At 33.0% G+C, this 15,485-nt stretch carries 17 protein-coding genes and 1 pseudogene; 9 read left to right on the top strand and 9 right to left on the bottom strand.

Annotated features, from left to right (window positions below):
- The first annotated feature begins 32 nt into the window (after window positions 1-32).
- A complete protein-coding gene (locus FLP_RS14310; RefSeq protein ID WP_065450155.1) occupies window positions 33-281 on the top strand; it encodes a hypothetical protein in 249 nt (82 codons plus the stop codon).
- 277 nt (window positions 282-558) lie between these two features.
- Here the strand turns inward: FLP_RS14310 and FLP_RS14315 are convergent, their stop codons facing one another.
- Complete coding sequence (locus tag FLP_RS14315; protein ID WP_065450156.1) at window positions 559-939, bottom strand: hypothetical protein; 381 nt, start codon at window positions 937-939, stop codon at window positions 559-561.
- 92 nt (window positions 940-1,031) lie between these two features.
- Window positions 1,032-1,451 carry a hypothetical protein gene (locus tag FLP_RS14320; RefSeq protein WP_065450157.1) on the bottom strand — a complete coding sequence of 140 codons (420 nt, stop codon included), beginning with the start codon at window positions 1,449-1,451 and terminating at the stop codon, window positions 1,032-1,034.
- Window positions 1,452-1,606: 155 nt separating this feature from the next.
- Here FLP_RS14320 and FLP_RS14325 point away from each other — a divergent pair, with 155 nt between their 5' ends.
- A complete protein-coding gene (locus tag FLP_RS14325; RefSeq protein ID WP_065450158.1) occupies window positions 1,607-2,836 on the top strand; it encodes a multidrug effflux MFS transporter in 1,230 nt (409 codons plus the stop codon).
- Window positions 2,837-3,032: 196 nt separating this feature from the next.
- On the opposite strand, the gene FLP_RS14330 is transcribed toward FLP_RS14325, so the two are convergent.
- The 5 genes from FLP_RS14330 to FLP_RS14350 form a co-directional block, all read right to left on the bottom strand.
- Window positions 3,033-4,301 carry an NAD(P)/FAD-dependent oxidoreductase gene (locus FLP_RS14330; protein WP_065450159.1) on the bottom strand — a complete coding sequence of 423 codons (1,269 nt, stop codon included), beginning with the start codon at window positions 4,299-4,301 and terminating at the stop codon, window positions 3,033-3,035.
- Window positions 4,302-4,423: 122 nt separating this feature from the next.
- Window positions 4,424-4,948, bottom strand: coding sequence for a GNAT family N-acetyltransferase (locus tag FLP_RS14335; protein WP_065450160.1), 525 nt, complete (start codon window positions 4,946-4,948; stop codon window positions 4,424-4,426).
- Window positions 4,949-5,024: 76 nt separating this feature from the next.
- Complete coding sequence (locus FLP_RS14340) at window positions 5,025-6,359, bottom strand: DEAD/DEAH box helicase (RefSeq protein ID WP_065450161.1); 1,335 nt, start codon at window positions 6,357-6,359, stop codon at window positions 5,025-5,027.
- A 411-nt stretch (window positions 6,360-6,770) separates the two neighbouring features.
- Window positions 6,771-8,315 carry a DEAD/DEAH box helicase gene (locus FLP_RS14345; protein WP_065450162.1) on the bottom strand — a complete coding sequence of 515 codons (1,545 nt, stop codon included), beginning with the start codon at window positions 8,313-8,315 and terminating at the stop codon, window positions 6,771-6,773.
- Window positions 8,316-8,423: 108 nt separating this feature from the next.
- Window positions 8,424-8,957 carry a DUF6155 family protein gene (locus tag FLP_RS14350; RefSeq protein WP_065450163.1) on the bottom strand — a complete coding sequence of 178 codons (534 nt, stop codon included), beginning with the start codon at window positions 8,955-8,957 and terminating at the stop codon, window positions 8,424-8,426.
- 104 nt (window positions 8,958-9,061) lie between these two features.
- Here FLP_RS14350 and FLP_RS14355 point away from each other — a divergent pair, with 104 nt between their 5' ends.
- Both FLP_RS14355 and FLP_RS14360 read left to right on the top strand, forming a co-directional pair.
- The gene (locus FLP_RS14355; protein ID WP_065450164.1) at window positions 9,062-9,349 is read left to right on the top strand and encodes a DUF3817 domain-containing protein; all 288 of its coding nucleotides are present in this window, start codon (window positions 9,062-9,064) and stop codon (window positions 9,347-9,349) included.
- Window positions 9,342-10,598, top strand: coding sequence for a mechanosensitive ion channel family protein (locus FLP_RS14360; RefSeq protein ID WP_065450165.1), 1,257 nt, complete (start codon window positions 9,342-9,344; stop codon window positions 10,596-10,598). Before FLP_RS14355 ends, FLP_RS14360 begins: the two co-directional genes overlap by 8 nt.
- A 333-nt stretch (window positions 10,599-10,931) precedes the next feature.
- Here FLP_RS14360 and FLP_RS14365 read toward each other — a convergent pair whose 3' ends face one another.
- Both FLP_RS14365 and FLP_RS14370 read right to left on the bottom strand, forming a co-directional pair.
- Window positions 10,932-11,360 (bottom strand): hypothetical protein, encoded by a 429-nt coding sequence (locus FLP_RS14365; RefSeq protein WP_065450166.1) that lies wholly within the window; start codon window positions 11,358-11,360, stop codon window positions 10,932-10,934.
- Between the two features lie 33 nt (window positions 11,361-11,393).
- A pseudogene (locus tag FLP_RS14370) lies at window positions 11,394-11,778 on the bottom strand (acyl-CoA thioesterase).
- Window positions 11,779-11,837: 59 nt separating this feature from the next.
- On the opposite strand from FLP_RS14370, the gene FLP_RS14375 reads away from it, so the two are divergent.
- The 5 genes from FLP_RS14375 to FLP_RS14395 all read left to right on the top strand — a co-directional run bounded on the left by FLP_RS14375 (window position 11,838) and on the right by FLP_RS14395 (window position 15,145).
- Window positions 11,838-12,242 (top strand): glyoxalase, encoded by a 405-nt coding sequence (locus FLP_RS14375; protein WP_065450167.1) that lies wholly within the window; start codon window positions 11,838-11,840, stop codon window positions 12,240-12,242.
- A 9-nt stretch (window positions 12,243-12,251) separates the two neighbouring features.
- On the top strand, window positions 12,252-12,773 hold the full coding sequence (locus FLP_RS14380) for a hypothetical protein (RefSeq protein ID WP_065450168.1): 522 nt from the start codon (window positions 12,252-12,254) through the stop codon (window positions 12,771-12,773).
- Entirely contained in the window at window positions 12,763-13,227 is a 465-nt protein-coding gene (locus FLP_RS14385; RefSeq protein WP_065450169.1) for a hypothetical protein, read from the top strand. The genes FLP_RS14380 and FLP_RS14385 overlap by 11 nt, the downstream gene beginning before the upstream one ends.
- Before the next feature lie 37 nt (window positions 13,228-13,264).
- Entirely contained in the window at window positions 13,265-13,840 is a 576-nt protein-coding gene (locus FLP_RS14390; RefSeq protein ID WP_065450170.1) for a Crp/Fnr family transcriptional regulator, read from the top strand.
- Window positions 13,841-14,173: 333 nt separating this feature from the next.
- Complete coding sequence (locus FLP_RS14395; protein ID WP_065450171.1) at window positions 14,174-15,145, top strand: quinone oxidoreductase family protein; 972 nt, start codon at window positions 14,174-14,176, stop codon at window positions 15,143-15,145.
- The last annotated feature ends 340 nt before the right edge of the window (window positions 15,146-15,485 follow it).

The following is a 15,485-nucleotide window of genomic DNA, read 5'->3' on the forward strand; positions in this document are numbered from 1 at the left end:
TATTATATTTGAAAAACTCTTAAAAAAAAACTATGTACACTCATTCAGATGCTGTAAAAATTTTTAAATATTATTCTGACAAAGTAATTGGCTTTCCTTTAGATGAATCAAAAGGAAAATCTTTACTTATTAATAATTTAAGGATAGATGAACTTGGTAACAATCAATTTGATGTAATATGTATAGGAATAGGTAGTGCAAGTATACATTTCTTTCGAGATATTCATTCCGTAGCTAAGGATTTAGGCTTACCATTACCCAAAGATATTTTAGAAGAATAAATAAATGAACCCCAATAAAACGGGGTTTTTTTATGTCCACATTTTTTTTATATCTTTAAATTTCCACAAATTAGGGGTAAAAAATTCTGTTAATAAAGTTGTTAACATCTTCTTGGACATACTGCAAATCATACTATAAATTATAGTTCAAATGCAATACTGAATATAGCAGTGGTAAGGCTTAGTCAATTCTGTGTTTTATAAAGTGTTTCATATTTGATACTTTAAAGTCTCACTCTCATTCACAGCTTGTTTAGCTTATCTTTGATTCAATATTTTAATCGTAAAGTTTCGTTAGAATCGTTTCTTTGGGAACTAAATCAGAACCGCCTCGTTTAGTAAATTGTATTACGCCTTCATTTGCGTACAGTACTGCGCTTACCGAACCATTTTTAGATTTCATGCTGATTTGAGCTTTTTCACCAAGTACATAAACATATCCGGTAACTTCCATAACGCCGGTAACGAATTTTTCATGAGCACTCGTAATTTCTGCAGTTCCGAATATTTTACTGTTTGATTGCGCTATGTTTAAAGTCAAAACATATTCCTTGCTGCAATCCTTGCAATTTTCAGTGCTCCAGGTTCCTGTAAATCGATTTGTTTGTGAATGTGCTGAAAAAGAAATGAATAGCAACAAAAGGATGATTTTTTTCATTGGAATTGTCTTTGTTTTTTTAATTTGTTTCAAATATAAACCAAAAAAGCATTCACCGTGGTGAATGCTTTTCTTTTCAATATAAAAATGAATTATTTTATTTTTTTTAAATAAACAGATTTTCCGTTTAATGCTACGTTAATTTCATTGTTTTTCTCTGAAAAAGTGGTTCTCAAAGCATTTCCTTTAAAAATGGTAACATCGCCATAAACTTTCCCGGTTTCAGTAGAAACATATTCAAACAATAATTTTTTGTTATCTGGCTCAATTCCAATCTTGTAACTTGAAAATTTCGATGTATCTAAGTTAAATTCCTGCTGAGTATCAATGATTTTGCCATCTGCGTAAAAGTTGGTAACTGATTTGTTTAAAGTGATATCAGGATAATACTCATTCACTTTTTGAAGAAGTGCGTATTGTTCAGCAGTTGCATCTTCTTTCTTAGATGTAATTGTTTGTGCGAAGGAAAGCGTTGTAAAAATAAGAGCGAATAGTAAAGAGAAATTTTTCATAAATTTTAATTTTTAGGATTAGTTTGAAAATCAATTATTGAAGTTCAATTTTAGATTTAAAATCAATACACTTTTTATATAAAAATGCATAAGATTATATAACAAGGTACTAAATATTTACCTTTGCAGGAAATTAAAAGCAATTATTTAAGAAAATGACAACAAAAAAATATATTAAACTCATTCTGATTTTAGGTTCTTTAACAGCACTTGGTCCTTTTTCGATCGACATGTATTTACCTGGCTTCTCTGGTATTGCCAAAGATCTAAATACCACTGTTGCAAAAGTATCGATGAGTCTATCCAGTTATTTTATCGGAATTTCTGCAGGACAATTGCTTTACGGTCCTTTATTGGATCGTTTTGGACGTAAAAAACCTTTATTTATTGGTCTTCTAGTTTACATATTAGCTTCATTAGGTTGTGTTTATGTAGCCGATATTGATTCTTTTATCCTTTTACGATTTGTTCAGGCAATTGGCAGCTGTGCGGCAACAGTAGCTTCTGTGGCAATGGTTAGGGATTTATTTCCGGTAAAAGATATACCAAAAGTTTTTTCTTTATTAATGCTGGTTCTTGGGCTTTCGCCGATGTTGGCGCCAACAATTGGTGGTTATGTTACAGAAGATTATGGATGGCATACTGTATTTTTTATCCTAATGTGTATGGGAATCGCTATTTTAATTGCTGCTCAGGTTGGTTTGCCAAACAGCTATAAACCTGATACTTCGATCTCATTAAAACCAAAACCAATCATTTCGAACTTTTTAAAAGTATTAAAAGAACCTCAGTTTTTTACGTATGCATTTACAGGTTCAATTTCTTTTTCGGGCTTATTTACTTATGTAGCGGCCTCGCCTATCATTTTTATGGATATTTACCATGTAGATGCAAAAACCTATGGATGGATTTTTGCTTTTATGTCGGTAAGTTTTATTGGTTCGAGTCAGTTGAATTCAGTTTTATTGAAGAAATTTTCAAGCCAGCAAATGATTTTTGGAGCATTGATTACACAATCTGTCATTGCCATCATTTTTCTGCTACTTGCTGCAAATAATTTACTTGGATTATACGAAACCATAGCAATGCTTTTCTTGTTTTTGGGATGTTTAGGAATTTCAAACCCAAATACTGCGGGACTTACTATGGCACCGTTTGCTAAAAACGCAGGAAGTGCTTCTGCTCTTATGGGTGCAATTCAGCTTGGTTTGGGAGCATTGGCTTCGTTTGCTGTTGGTGTTTTTGTAAAAGATTCAGTAGCGCCAATGGTTCTTATTATGACATCAACAACGATTATCGCGTTTATAGTTTTAAATATCGGAAAACGTTTTATTAAAGAAAAAATTGAAGTTTCTAAGGATGATGATGTTTTGGTAGGACATTAAATTAAAAAATCCAAATTTTTGAAATTCCAAATTCCAATAAATTGTGTGGAATAAATCCAGTTTTAATGTAATATTGTCATTTTGAGGAATGACAATATACGAGCATAAAAAAAGCCAGAATTTAATAATTCTGGCTTTTTGCATTTATTGATATTGGAATTTGGAATTTAAAAAAAATTGAAAGTTTAAAATTCATCTATTCGCTTTGTTGTCTTTTATCTGGTCTGATAATCATTCTCAATGATTGATCACTTGCAAAATAAGCGACCATCCAGTTCCAAAATGTATTTAATCTGTTTCTGTAAGTGATTAAAGATATTAAGTGGATAAACAGCCAGATAACCCATGCAAAGAAGCCTTTAAAATGCCATTTTGGACTTGGTAAATCTACAACGGCTTTATTTTTACCAATGATAGCCATAGAGCCTTTGTCGTTATAAGCAAAAGGTTTTAAAGGTTTGTTCTGTACCAATGCTTTAAAGTTTTTGGCTAAATTTAATCCTTGCTGAATGGCAACCTGAGCCACTTGCGGATGCCCATCAGGAAAATTTTTATCGCCCGCTGTAATGGCCGTATCGCCAATAGCATAAATGTTTATTAATCCATCTACTTTATTATACTGATCTGTTGCCATACGTCTTCCGCGGCCATAACTTTCCTTTGGAATTCCGTCAAAAAGTTTCGCAGAAACTCCGGCAGCCCAAATTAAGTTTTTTGTTTTGATGGTTTCTCCGTTTTCAAAATGTACGGTATCATCAACATAATCGACTACGCGGGTATGTAGCTTAACCACAACTCCTAATTTAGTTAGGGCATCTAATGTGTCTTCTTGCGAAGCTTTGCTCATTGGAGCGAGTAGTGCGTCTCCCCCATCGACCAAATACACATTACTGGCTGATGTTTCTAATTCCGGATATTCCTTAAGGAGTATATTTTTTCTCATTTCGGCAAACATTCCTGAAACCTCTACTCCTGTTGGTCCTCCTCCGGCAACCACAATCGTTAACAATTTACGGCGTTTACGAATATCTTTGGTAATAGCGGCTTTCTCCAGGTTTTTAAGCAATGTATTACGCATTTCGATGGCATCATTTAACGTTTTCATCGGAATGGCGTTTTTCATTACGTTTTCCATGCCAAAATAGCTGGTTTCGGCTCCGGTAGCAAAAACTAAATGATCGTATGTTAATTCGCCGTTATTAAGGATTATTTTATTTTCGGCAGGAACTACAGAAAGTAATTCGCCTAAACGAAATTGAAGATTTTTTTTGCCTGCAAAGAATTTTCGAAAAGGATAACTGATACTTGATGGTTCTAAAAAAGCGGTAGCAACCTGGTATATAAGTGGCGGAAAGAAATTATAATTGTTTTTGTCTACAAGTGTTACTTGTATTTGAGGATGGTCTACAAGCTCTTTTGCGAGATTTATTCCTGCAAAACCACCTCCTATAATTACTATATTCATATGTGTTGTCTTTTAAGTAGGATTCATGAGTAAAACTTTTCTGCCTGAGCAGTTCTATAAATTTAACATTATAATTTCATATATAAAACCTCATTTGAGTTTTCTTTTATATTCTTACGGAATTAATTTGCCAATTTAAGCTTCATCATAATGTCTGTTTGCTCATCATTTCCTAATTTAAAAATGTGTTTGTCAAATTCAATAAAACCATTTTTTGTGTAGAAACTGATCGCTCTGAGGTTTTCTTCCCAGACCCCTAACCATACATAGTCAACATTTTTGTCCTTTGCTACCTGGATAGCTTTTTCATATAGTAATTGTCCAACTTTTTTTCCGTGAAATTCTTTCGAAACATAGATTCGCTCGATTTCAAGGGATTTTTCGCCTTTTAATTCTGTTTGAGATTCTCCGAAATTTACTTTTAAGTAACCAATTACTTCGTTTTCTAATGTGGCAAAATAAAACTGAGAATCTTTATTGGTGAGTTCTTTCGTTAATTTTTCTGAAGAAAAACCTTCTTCCAGATAATTCTTCATGTTTTCTTCAGAATTTGATTCTGAAAATGTCTCCTGAAAAGTCTGTCTTCCAATTTTTTGTAATTGGTCAATATCGTTTAACGAAATTTCTTTTATTTGGATAGTAGTCATGCGTATGTGGTATTTTTAAGATAATATTACCTTATAAAAATACAACATAAATTCGCAAATTCTGGAGATTAAGTGGCTACTTTTTGAATTTTTTAACAGGTTTTTCAGTTACTTCAACCTTGTTTTGCAAAACATAATTGGCCAACAATTTTTCAATTAATTCGTCTTTAGTAAGATGATGAAAAACAGTTTTTACCTTTGTTTTTAAATCGTTCGAAATGTCGTGATTAGGTTTTGTTTTGAAGATTTGTTTTGCCCACAAAAGCGTGTTGTTTTCTTCTAAACTTACTACAGAAGGTTTTTGAAACTGACTAAATTTAATACCTAATTCTTTTTCGAATTCCGGAATTTCAGCTGTTTCTTCTTCTTGTAAAACGGTTAAAGAAAGCCCCTTTGCTCCTGCCCTTGCGGTTCTTCCGCTACGGTGAACATAGTTTTCGTAGGTGTCCGGCAAATGATAATTTACGACATAAGAAATTTCTTTTACATCGATTCCTCTTGCAGCTAAATCGGTTGCAACTAGAATATTGATATGTCCTTCACGGAATTGCTCCATGATTCTGTCACGAATTCCCTGAGATAAACTTCCGTGAAGCGCTCCTGAAGAAAAACGATTAATTGCTAAGTTTTTAGCTAATTTGTTTACTGCAGCTTTGGTTTTACAGAAAATGATTCCGCGTTCTCCGTCTTTTGAGTTTAGGAAATGCATTAAAACATCCAGTTTTTCGATTGGATCTACTACAATGTATTCGTGATCAATTCCTTGGTTACCAACTGTTTCCATATTGGCGCTGACCTGAACTACGTTTTTGTTTAAGTAATTCTGGATCAGTTGTTTGATTGTTCCCGGTAAAGTTGCTGAGAATAATAAAGTCCTGTGCTTTTTAGGAAGTTCGGCTACGATTTCGTCCAAACTTTCTTTTAGGATTGAAACCATTTCATCGGCTTCATCTAATACTAAATATTGTGCTTGTTTTAAGTCGATTGCCTTGCGCTGAATCAAATCGATTAAACGTCCCGGAGTTGCTACAACTATATGTGTGGGTTGTGATAAACGCTCAATTTGAGGTTTTATTGGGATTCCGCCACAAGTTGAAGCTATTGAGATATTTGGAATATGTTTTCCAAAATCTTCTAAGTTTCTGAATATTTGTTGTCCAAGTTCTCTGGTTGGTACCAAAATTACTGCTTGTACAATTGAAGATTCAGTATCTATTAATTGCAATAATGGTAATCCGAAAGCGGCTGTTTTACCGGTTCCTGTTTTGGCTAAACCTACAACATCATGGCTTTCAGAAAGCAATAACGGAATTGTTTTTTGTTGAATTTCTGTTGGTTCAACAATGTTCAATTCGCTTAAAGCTTTTAAAATTGGTGCTGAAATTCCTAATGATGAGAATTGTTTAGACATTGTTTTTATTATTGTAGAGTTCTGATTTTAGATTTTAGATTCTGCCACAGATTACTCAGATTAAAATGATTTTTTAGAACCTTTGGTTCTGTTTTTTCTCTCAATTTTGTCATCCCGAGGAACGTGGGATGACATATATGTGTGTAAATGTTTACTATTACTTCTTATGAAACCTAAAGCCCCAGCCCTGATGGGAGCGGCATCCTTTTGTGCCGGTGTTCGGCATAAAAGATACAGTGGACAGCAGGAAACAGCTCCTAATTCTTGAAATTCCAATAAAGTCAATAATGGAAATTGCAATTTCTTTAAATCCCAAATTCCAATTGGAATGCGCGCTTCGACTTCGCTCAGCGTGACAACCTGAAACTTGAAACCGAAAAATGTTCAGAATAAAAACCTGAAACAAATTTTCTAATCTTCGTCTGGTTCGTTCATGATTTTTTCGCGATACTTTTTACCTATTAATAGTACCAGTTTAAGCTTATAATCGTCAACCAGCCATTCGCGGTAGTTTTTACTGCACTGGCTTAAACATTTAGAATAGCGTTTGATACGACAATCGATATCGTCATCAAGTTCTCTTCCTAATGATTTTGCTTCTTGCAGCGTTTCTGTATTGTCTACACACATTGCCGCGTGTTGTTCTAATGACTTGTCTAAGACTACTTTGGAACGTAAATTTTGTTTGATGATTAATTTATGTTCTTCATCAACATCAAAAGTAACATCGGCAGTTTTGGCGAATTTGGCGCGCAATTCCGGTGGCATACTGTATTTGAAATACAATTCGATCTCGGTATCATCACGTAGATTTTCTAAATAAAATTCTGGTGATTTAAAGATGTGCTGCCAGTTTACCGGCTCACTCCATAAACCAAAACGTGCTGCATTATTACCCAAATCAATAACTGTAAACTCGTCTTTACCAGGTAATTTACGAGATCCACGACCAATCATTTGGTAGTATAATGTTAGCGATTTTGTTGCTCTGTTCAGGATAATAGTCTCTACTGTTGGCTCATCAAAACCTGTGGTTAAGATTCCTACAGAGGTTAGAATAGCATCCGGAGTCTTTTTGAACCAGGCCAGGATATCTTTACGTTCTTCTGAACTACTTGTGTTATCAAGGTGTCTGATGTCGTAACCGGCTTCTCTAAACGTTTCATATACATATAATGAGGTATGAATACCGTTGTTGAAAATCAGGGTTTTTTTGCCAAGAGAACGTTCTGTATACGCATGCAGTAATTTTTCCTGCATGATGGTGTTGGTATAAAGATCATCTGATGATTTTACGGTGTAATCTCCGTTGATACCTACTTTTAATGATGTTAATCCCACATCATAACTATAGGTTGTTGCACGGGCAAGGAAACCTTTGTCTATCAATGAACTAATGGTGTCTCCCACAATAAGTTCATCGTAACTCTGGTGCATTGGTAATTTTATATTCGAACTCAAAGGTGTTGCTGTTACCCCAAGAATAAAAGCATTTTTGAATGAGTTTAATAATTTTCTGAATGAATTGTAGTGCGCCTCATCGATAATAACCAAACCAATGTTATCAAGGTGTAATTTTTCGTCATTGATACGGTTTTTCAAAGTCTCCACCATGGCAACAAAGCAAGAAAATTCGTTTTGATCCGGTAATTCTTTTACTTTACTGTTAATGATTTTGTTCGAAACACCAAAACCTTTTAGCATTTTTGAGGTTTGTTTACAAAGTTCGATACGATGCGTTAAAACCACCACTTTTTTATCATTATTAGCTAAATAACGACGTACTATTTCAGAAAAAATCACTGTTTTCCCTCCACCAGTAGGCAATTGATATAATAAATGATGTTTCGAAGGAGCATTGTCTAAACGTTCAAAAATGGCATCAATATCGCCTTTTTGGTATGCATAAAGTTCTTTTTTCTCTTCTCTTTCTATTTCTAAAGTGTTTTGAGACATTGTTTATTTTTGGATTTTTGCAAAAATACACCGAAAAAACAGTTATTCATCTTATTTTAACGTAAAATAAATGATTTTTTTAAATAAGATTTTTTATGAGAAAAGCCTTTAAAAGTCAATTTTTTCTAAAATCGCCTCAAAATCATACTTGTTTTTCCATTTTTGTTGAATAGTTTCTTGTTTGACTGCCAGAATTCGATCTTTAAAATCATATAAAATTCCGTTAGAAATGACAAAATTTACTGCCTGCTCGAAAGAATTTAAAATACTTTTGTAAAATAATTCCTGTTTAATAAAATTATTTGACGAATAAGTTTGCGCTATTTCGATGTTATAGAGCATAATATCGGCAATCACAAAAGGATCAACTCCTATCATTATAAAATGTTTTATAATTTTTTGAGCTACAGAACGTCGCATCTTGGCTTTTGGACGCCATTTTGCATTGGGTTTCTTTATAGGGAAATATTCGTGCGAAATTTTGACTTTTGATTCCTGCAAAAGTTTATCCTCCTTTGGATTAAAAACAAAATCATAATACACTTTTACGGGGGCGAATTTTTCGTACAGCTCGATAATTTGTTCTTCGAGTTGTTCCTTGTTTAATTCGGCCAAATATTTTTTTAAATCGCGCTTACTCATTATCAAAGTTTAAGATTACAAAAATAAATTACTTTCCTGATTCATACCGCAAAAACCAACGATAATACTTAATTTTGCGCAAACAAATTTAAAATATCACATAGATGCTCAGGATTTTCAAAGTTACCGCAATTTTAGAAGGGATTTCTTATTTAGTATTATTTGCTAATATGCTTGTTATTAAAAACAGTAATCCGGAATTATATCATACTTTTTTACGTCCGTTAGGAATGACTCACGGAGTATTATTTATAGGATACATTATATTGGCTGTGTTACTTAGAAAATCTCAAAATTGGGATCTCAAAACTTTTGGAATCATTCTTATTGCTTCTCTTATTCCGTTTGGAACTTTTTACATAGAGAAGAAATACTTAGAAAATAATGCATAAACTTTTGGATAAAATATTTAATTTTTTATATCCGCTTTTTAGGGATTGGGGAATGAGCCGCAACTTTGCGTCTTATATTAGCCTTGCCCTTAATATCGCTGTCATGATAGCTTTGGCATTTGCCATTTATTATGTAGCAAAATTTGTTTTGGTGACCTTAACGGCCATTTTTGCCCAGAAAACCAAAACTAAATTTGATGATTACCTTATTCATAACAAAACAACGAAATACACGGCGTATTTAATTCCGTTTTTCTTTATCTATAAAGCCGTTCCTATTATTCTGGATAAATACGAATATTGGGAATCGCTGTTTGGAAAAATAGTGGGTATTTATATTGTTTTGATTAGTTTATGGATCATCAGAACCATTTTTAATGCTTTACGCGATTATCTAAAACAAAAACCCGAATACAGCGACAAACCTATTGACAGCTTTGTTCAGGTTATTATGATTGTGCTCTGGATTTTTGGTGTAGCGATGATTATTTCGACGCTTTTCGGAATCAAAAAAGGGGAACTTTTAACAATTCTGGGAACACTTTCGGCTATTATTATATTGATTTTCAGGGATACTATTTTAGGATTTGTTTCGAGTGTTCAGGTGGCTATAAACGATATGGTGCGCATTGGGGACTGGATTACAATGGATAAATTTGGTGCAGATGGTGATGTGATCGAAATAAACCTGACTACGGTAAAGGTTCGAAATTTTGATAATACCATTACCACTATTCCTACTTATGCCTTGAGTTCAGACTCGTTCCAGAACTGGCGCGGGATGCAAAAATCTGACGGAAGACGTATAAAAAGACATATTCTCATAAAAAGCAGCAGCATTCGTTTTCTGAATAATGATGATTTGAATCATATGAAACGCGTGCAACTTATAAGTTCTTATATCGAAACCAGACAAGCTGAAATTGAAAAATACAACGATTTACGTGGCGTTGACAAATCGCTTTCGCTGAATGGCCGAAATATGACGAACTTAGGTTTGTTCCGTAAATATATCATGCAATATTTAATAACACATCCGGGACTGAATAAAGATATGCATATCATGTGCCGTCAGCTACAATCGACTGCGCACGGAGTTCCGTTAGAGATTTATGCTTTTTCGAGCGATAAACGCTGGGCGAATTACGAATATATTATGGCGGATATTTTTGATCACGTTATGGCTTCGGTGATTTATTTTGATCTTGAAATATTCGAATTACCTTCTACAATTGGACCACTTAATTAGTTTCAGATTTCAGATTGCTTTGCTTTGAGTATAATTTTTTACCGCAAAGAACGCTAAGGTTTTAATCTATTTTATGTTTTAGAAAAAGTAAAGTTCGCAAAGCTTTGTGTCTTTTTATTTTTTTAAATCTCGCAAAGGCGCAAAGACGCAAAGTTTTTTAAGCTTTATGTGCTTATTTTGGGATTAATTTAAGATGGCGAATTCTATAAATACTATAAACTTAGCGTCTTTGCGCCTTGCGCCTTTGCGAGATTATTTAAGCCCAGTAAAAAAATCTTAGCGTTCCTTGCGGTTAAAAAAAATTAAACTGAAAACTGCCACTGAGACTGAAAACTATTTTCTAACCTCTTCAAAAACAAACTTCGAATTCTCATATTCTATTGGAGTTCCCGGCATGAAACAAGGAAGATTGAAATACGTGGTTATGATGCCGCTTCCTAAATACAATTTGTTTTCTTTTTTTAGTAAAGCCAGAGGAATTCGTTTCCAGCTTCCACCGTTTGATATAAAATGAAAATCGCCCCTTAAAGTATCTCCTTTAATATCTCCTCTTACATCTCCGGAATCTTTGCCTTGTTGATAATATGATCTTTCATAATGTCCGAAAAATCTTTTGTCATTTACATTTATCGATAAAATAGCCGTGTCTTTATCATTTATAGCCTGATAAACTATACGATTGTACTTGCTTTTTTCGTCTTTGGAATTGCAAGACATTAAAAAAACAAAACACAGACAAATAATGATACTGTTTTTAAGCATAGCGTGATTTATTATCAAATTATAAATTGAAATTTATATACGATCTTTTACGAATTCGATTTGCGTTTTACCATGAGCTTTTGGTTTTCCGTTTTCATCCAGATTAACCATTGTGGTTTGATCAATTGTAATGATAATTTCACGGGTCATCATATTTCTTACAGCGCAAGTTAAAACTAACGAAGTGTTTCCGAATTTTACAACATCAATTCCAATTTCTACAATGTCTCCTTAGTCTGGCAGAACTCTTAAAATTGATTTCCGACATGTATTTTGTAACCACTCGGGTATTTTCCAGTTGAATAATGGTATATAAAGCCAGTTCTTCGTCAATCCATGCTAATAATTTTCCTCCAAATAAAGTTCCGTTTGGATTTAAATCTTCTGGTTTAACCCATTTTCTGGTATGAAATCGCATAATTTTAATTTGGATAAAAGTTTTTGTATTGGAATTTTTTCTAAATTTAAAGAAAAAACATGGAAGATAGAGACGCTTTTTTAAGAGAATTCAGAGGAGAGACTTTAGGAACTGTAAGTGCTCAATCTTCAGCCGAAGAGCTATTTCAAAATCAGACGATTAGGCCGATTTTAAAATTACAAAATGATTTATTTATTGCGGTTTTTATTAATTACGTCAATAAAAACAAAGCTGATTTTTATTCCTATACGGTCGAAAAGAAATTACAAACGATTGAAAATTCCATCCAAAAAGATATTAAGTTTCGTAATTCTTTAAAAGGAATTATAATGGCGTTTTTTACTATTGAAGAATATGACACTTATATTCAGAACTCTTCCAGTTTAAACAAACGAATGATGAATTTGTTAGTTGATCGTTTGAAAAGTCAGGTGCAGTTGTTTGAATTGGAAACTAATAATTAAATATAAATAATGTCTATTAGAACTTTTTGGAATATCATAATTAAAATTTTAGGTTTGTTTTTAATTTCTGGAGCTTTAGTTCTGGTCCCACAATCAATTTCCTATTCATATTATGCTTTTAAAAGCGGAGATCTAATAGATGTATTATCTCTCGCCGCTTTAAATTTAATTTTGCTTTCGATTTATTTTGTGATAATCAGACTTTGTATTTATAAAACAAACTGGATTACTGATAAATTAAAACTGGATAAAGGCTTTGAAACAGAAAATATTGAACTAAATTTTGACTCAACTAAAATAATTTCTATCGCCCTAATTGTGATTGGAGGTTTACTATTTATTGATAATATTCCAGTTTTATTTCGAGAAATTATGGTTTTCTTTCAGGATAAAAGTCTATTCAAAGACTATCCGAAATCTGGTTGGCTTATCTTTTATTTTTGTAAAACTATAATTGGTTATTTATTAATGACAAACAGTTTTCGAATTGCAAAGCTATTAAGTGATAAAAAAGAAAAGAATGAAATTTGATTTGAATTTTATAACTGATTATGGTCAGTTTTATATTAATGATATAAAGGCTACCGGAGATACTAGTTCTGATGATTTTTGGTCAAACCAAGCTTTTGCAGATAAATTGGCTGTTGAAAAGGAAATTCTAGGAATTTCGATTGCAAATGATCAAGGAATAGTAAATTGTGAGTTAGAAATATTAGATTCTAAAAGCCAAATTTCTGATTTTAGTAAATTTGATCATGTTGTAGAAGCAAGTATCGAAATCAAATCTGGTATTTTACAGGTTATTGATTGTCCTTTTTCTGAAATTATACTTGAAACAAAGATTGAAAACGCAAATTATAGAGCCCGTGTTTATTCAAGTAATTTAGAATCTGCCTACTCCGAAGAACCAAAAGATCATTATAAAATAGAAATTTGGAAAGAAACTTATTCAGATAGAGATGTTCTTAAGCGATATTTTGAATAATATATTTAAATAATATTTTACTAAAGAGAAACAACCAATGTTTGACCAATTCCGAAATAAATTTCCTTTAACCGATGAAAAATGGATGGAATATACCAACTATTTCAATCGCATGGAAGTTCCTGCTAAAACAATTCTTTTAGAAGAAGGCGAGATCTCCAAAAAGCTTTTTATTATTGAAAAAGGCTGTATCAGAGTTTGGTTTAACAATAACGGAAAAGATTTGACAACTCAGTTTTTTTTCGAAAATCAGAGTGTGGCTTCGATCGAAAGTTTTATGAAGAAATTTCCAAGTCAGGCGGCTGTTGAAACTATTGAACCTTCAGTTTTATGGTGGATTTCGAAAAATGATTTGGATAAAATTCTGGAAGAGATCAAAGAAATTCCGGAATTAAGAGATCGTTTAATTAATATGCTTTTTCAACGTACATTCGATTATATGAAGTATTTTGTTTCTTTTATAAAGGACTCTCCTACTCAGCGTTATCTTAATTTAATTGAAGAAAGACCTCAAATCATTCAGCGCGTTCCTCAGCATTATATTGCCTCTTATCTTGGCGTAACTACAGTTCATTTAAGCCGAATCAAAAGTAAATTACTACATAGTAAATAGTTGAAATTTTATCATAAACAAGATAAATCCATTTGTTATAATTACTCAAATTAAGCTTTTACTTTTTATATCGATTTATCATTCCATAGGAATGTTTCATCGGTAGAAAAATGTTTGCTGGTGAAGTTTACGTTCCCTAGGAACGTTTGATATGTTAGATGGTTAAAAAAAATGATGATGTCAAACAAACGTTCTTACGGAACGTAAAATAACGAGAACAATATGATTTTCTACCGACGAAATGTTCCCAAGGAACAAAAAAATATTTGATAACAAATGTTATCGCCTTCCCATAAACGGCTGCCTAATTTTGCTTCATAAAATTTAATAATTATGAAAGCAGCAGTTATTTATAAAAAAGGCGAATTGCCAAAATATGCAGAGTTTGCAGATCCAATTGTACAAAACGAAAATGAAGTTTTAATTTCAGTTAAAGCCGTTGCGATTACCAATCTCGATAAAGGAAAATCAAGCGGTAAACATTATTCATCTGAAGAAAATAATCAAAATGGTTTTGTAATAGGCAGCGATGGCGTAGGTTTATTACAAGATGGAACCAGAGTTTATGCTCGCGGAATTAACGGTACAATTGCAGAAAAAGCGATTATCGATAAAAATATAGCAGTTCCATTACCTGACGGAATCAGTGATGCCGTTGCAGCTTCATTACCAAATGCAGTTGCGGGTTCAGCTATGGCACTTAAATTTAGGGCCGGAATACAAGCCGGAGAAACTGTTCTAATTAATGGTGCAACCGGATTTACGGGGCAAATGGCAATTCAGATTGCGAAACATTACGGCGCAAAGAAAATAATTGTGACCGGAAGAAACGAAAAAACACTTCAAAGTCTTTTGTTATTAGGAGCTGACGAAATTATTTCTTTAAAACAAGATGATGAAGCGATTATTACGCAGCTTAAAGCAATTCATAATAATACTCCTATAGATATTGTTTTAGATTACTTATGGGGACATCCCGCAGAGTTAATTCTTACAGCTTTAAAAGGAAACGGATCGTTTACGAACAAAATACGATATGTTACTATTGGTGGAATGGCTGGTGATAACATTCAACTGTCGTCAGGAATTTTAAGAAGTGTTAATCTTCAATTATCTGGTTCCGGTTTAGGAAGCTGGACTAAAAATGAAGTAAAATTATTATTCTCGGAAATTCTGCCGGAAATGTTTCTTTTGGCTGCACAAAATCAATTAAAAGTAAATATTGAAACCGTTTCTCTAGCTGATATTGAAGAAGCCTGGGCAAGAGAAGTTTCTGATGGTAAACGATTGGTTGTCATTGTTTAGAAATGTTGTTGAATAGCGCGCCGTTGAAACGGATTGCTAAAGCAAAACGCGGATAAAAACGGATTTTTTTTGATTAGTAAATAGACAGAAAGTACCCGAAAAGTTTGTCATCTCGACGAAGGAGAGATCACACTAGGATTTCCATTCAGATATTCACCAATCTTTGTCGACTAATTACACTAAAACATTCTTATGAAAATGATTGCATTAGCCCCGATAGAAGTGAAAATCCTTTTGTGCCGGGGTTCGGCGCAAAAGATTGAAACGTATAGCGGGATTAGCTCCTTAAAAAAAAACTAAAATCCTATAAAATCTTTAAAAGAAAAAAGGTTTGATAAGA

This window comes from Flavobacterium piscis, assembly GCF_001686925.1.
GTDB lineage: Bacteria > Bacteroidota > Bacteroidia > Flavobacteriales > Flavobacteriaceae > Flavobacterium > Flavobacterium piscis.

Coding starts and splice junctions, on each gene's coding strand:
- FLP_RS14375 (WP_065450167.1), top strand. CDS start 11,838: ATGGAAGATAGAGACGCTTTTTTAAGAGAATTCAGAGGAGAGACTTTA.
- FLP_RS14320 (WP_065450157.1), bottom strand. CDS start 1,451: ATGAAAAATTTCTCTTTACTATTCGCTCTTATTTTTACAACGCTTTCC.
- FLP_RS14315 (WP_065450156.1), bottom strand. CDS start 939: ATGAAAAAAATCATCCTTTTGTTGCTATTCATTTCTTTTTCAGCACAT.
- FLP_RS14360 (WP_065450165.1), top strand. CDS start 9,342: ATGCATAAACTTTTGGATAAAATATTTAATTTTTTATATCCGCTTTTT.
- FLP_RS14395 (WP_065450171.1), top strand. CDS start 14,174: ATGAAAGCAGCAGTTATTTATAAAAAAGGCGAATTGCCAAAATATGCA.
- FLP_RS14365 (WP_065450166.1), bottom strand. CDS start 11,360: ATGCTTAAAAACAGTATCATTATTTGTCTGTGTTTTGTTTTTTTAATG.
- FLP_RS14340 (WP_065450161.1), bottom strand. CDS start 6,359: ATGTCTAAACAATTCTCATCATTAGGAATTTCAGCACCAATTTTAAAA.
- FLP_RS14330 (WP_065450159.1), bottom strand. CDS start 4,301: ATGAATATAGTAATTATAGGAGGTGGTTTTGCAGGAATAAATCTCGCA.
- FLP_RS14345 (WP_065450162.1), bottom strand. CDS start 8,315: ATGTCTCAAAACACTTTAGAAATAGAAAGAGAAGAGAAAAAAGAACTT.
- FLP_RS14385 (WP_065450169.1), top strand. CDS start 12,763: ATGAAATTTGATTTGAATTTTATAACTGATTATGGTCAGTTTTATATT.
- FLP_RS14335 (WP_065450160.1), bottom strand. CDS start 4,948: ATGACTACTATCCAAATAAAAGAAATTTCGTTAAACGATATTGACCAA.
- FLP_RS14310 (WP_065450155.1), top strand. CDS start 33: ATGTACACTCATTCAGATGCTGTAAAAATTTTTAAATATTATTCTGAC.
- FLP_RS14390 (WP_065450170.1), top strand. CDS start 13,265: ATGTTTGACCAATTCCGAAATAAATTTCCTTTAACCGATGAAAAATGG.
- FLP_RS14380 (WP_065450168.1), top strand. CDS start 12,252: ATGTCTATTAGAACTTTTTGGAATATCATAATTAAAATTTTAGGTTTG.
- FLP_RS14355 (WP_065450164.1), top strand. CDS start 9,062: ATGCTCAGGATTTTCAAAGTTACCGCAATTTTAGAAGGGATTTCTTAT.
- FLP_RS14350 (WP_065450163.1), bottom strand. CDS start 8,957: ATGAGTAAGCGCGATTTAAAAAAATATTTGGCCGAATTAAACAAGGAA.
- FLP_RS14325 (WP_065450158.1), top strand. CDS start 1,607: ATGACAACAAAAAAATATATTAAACTCATTCTGATTTTAGGTTCTTTA.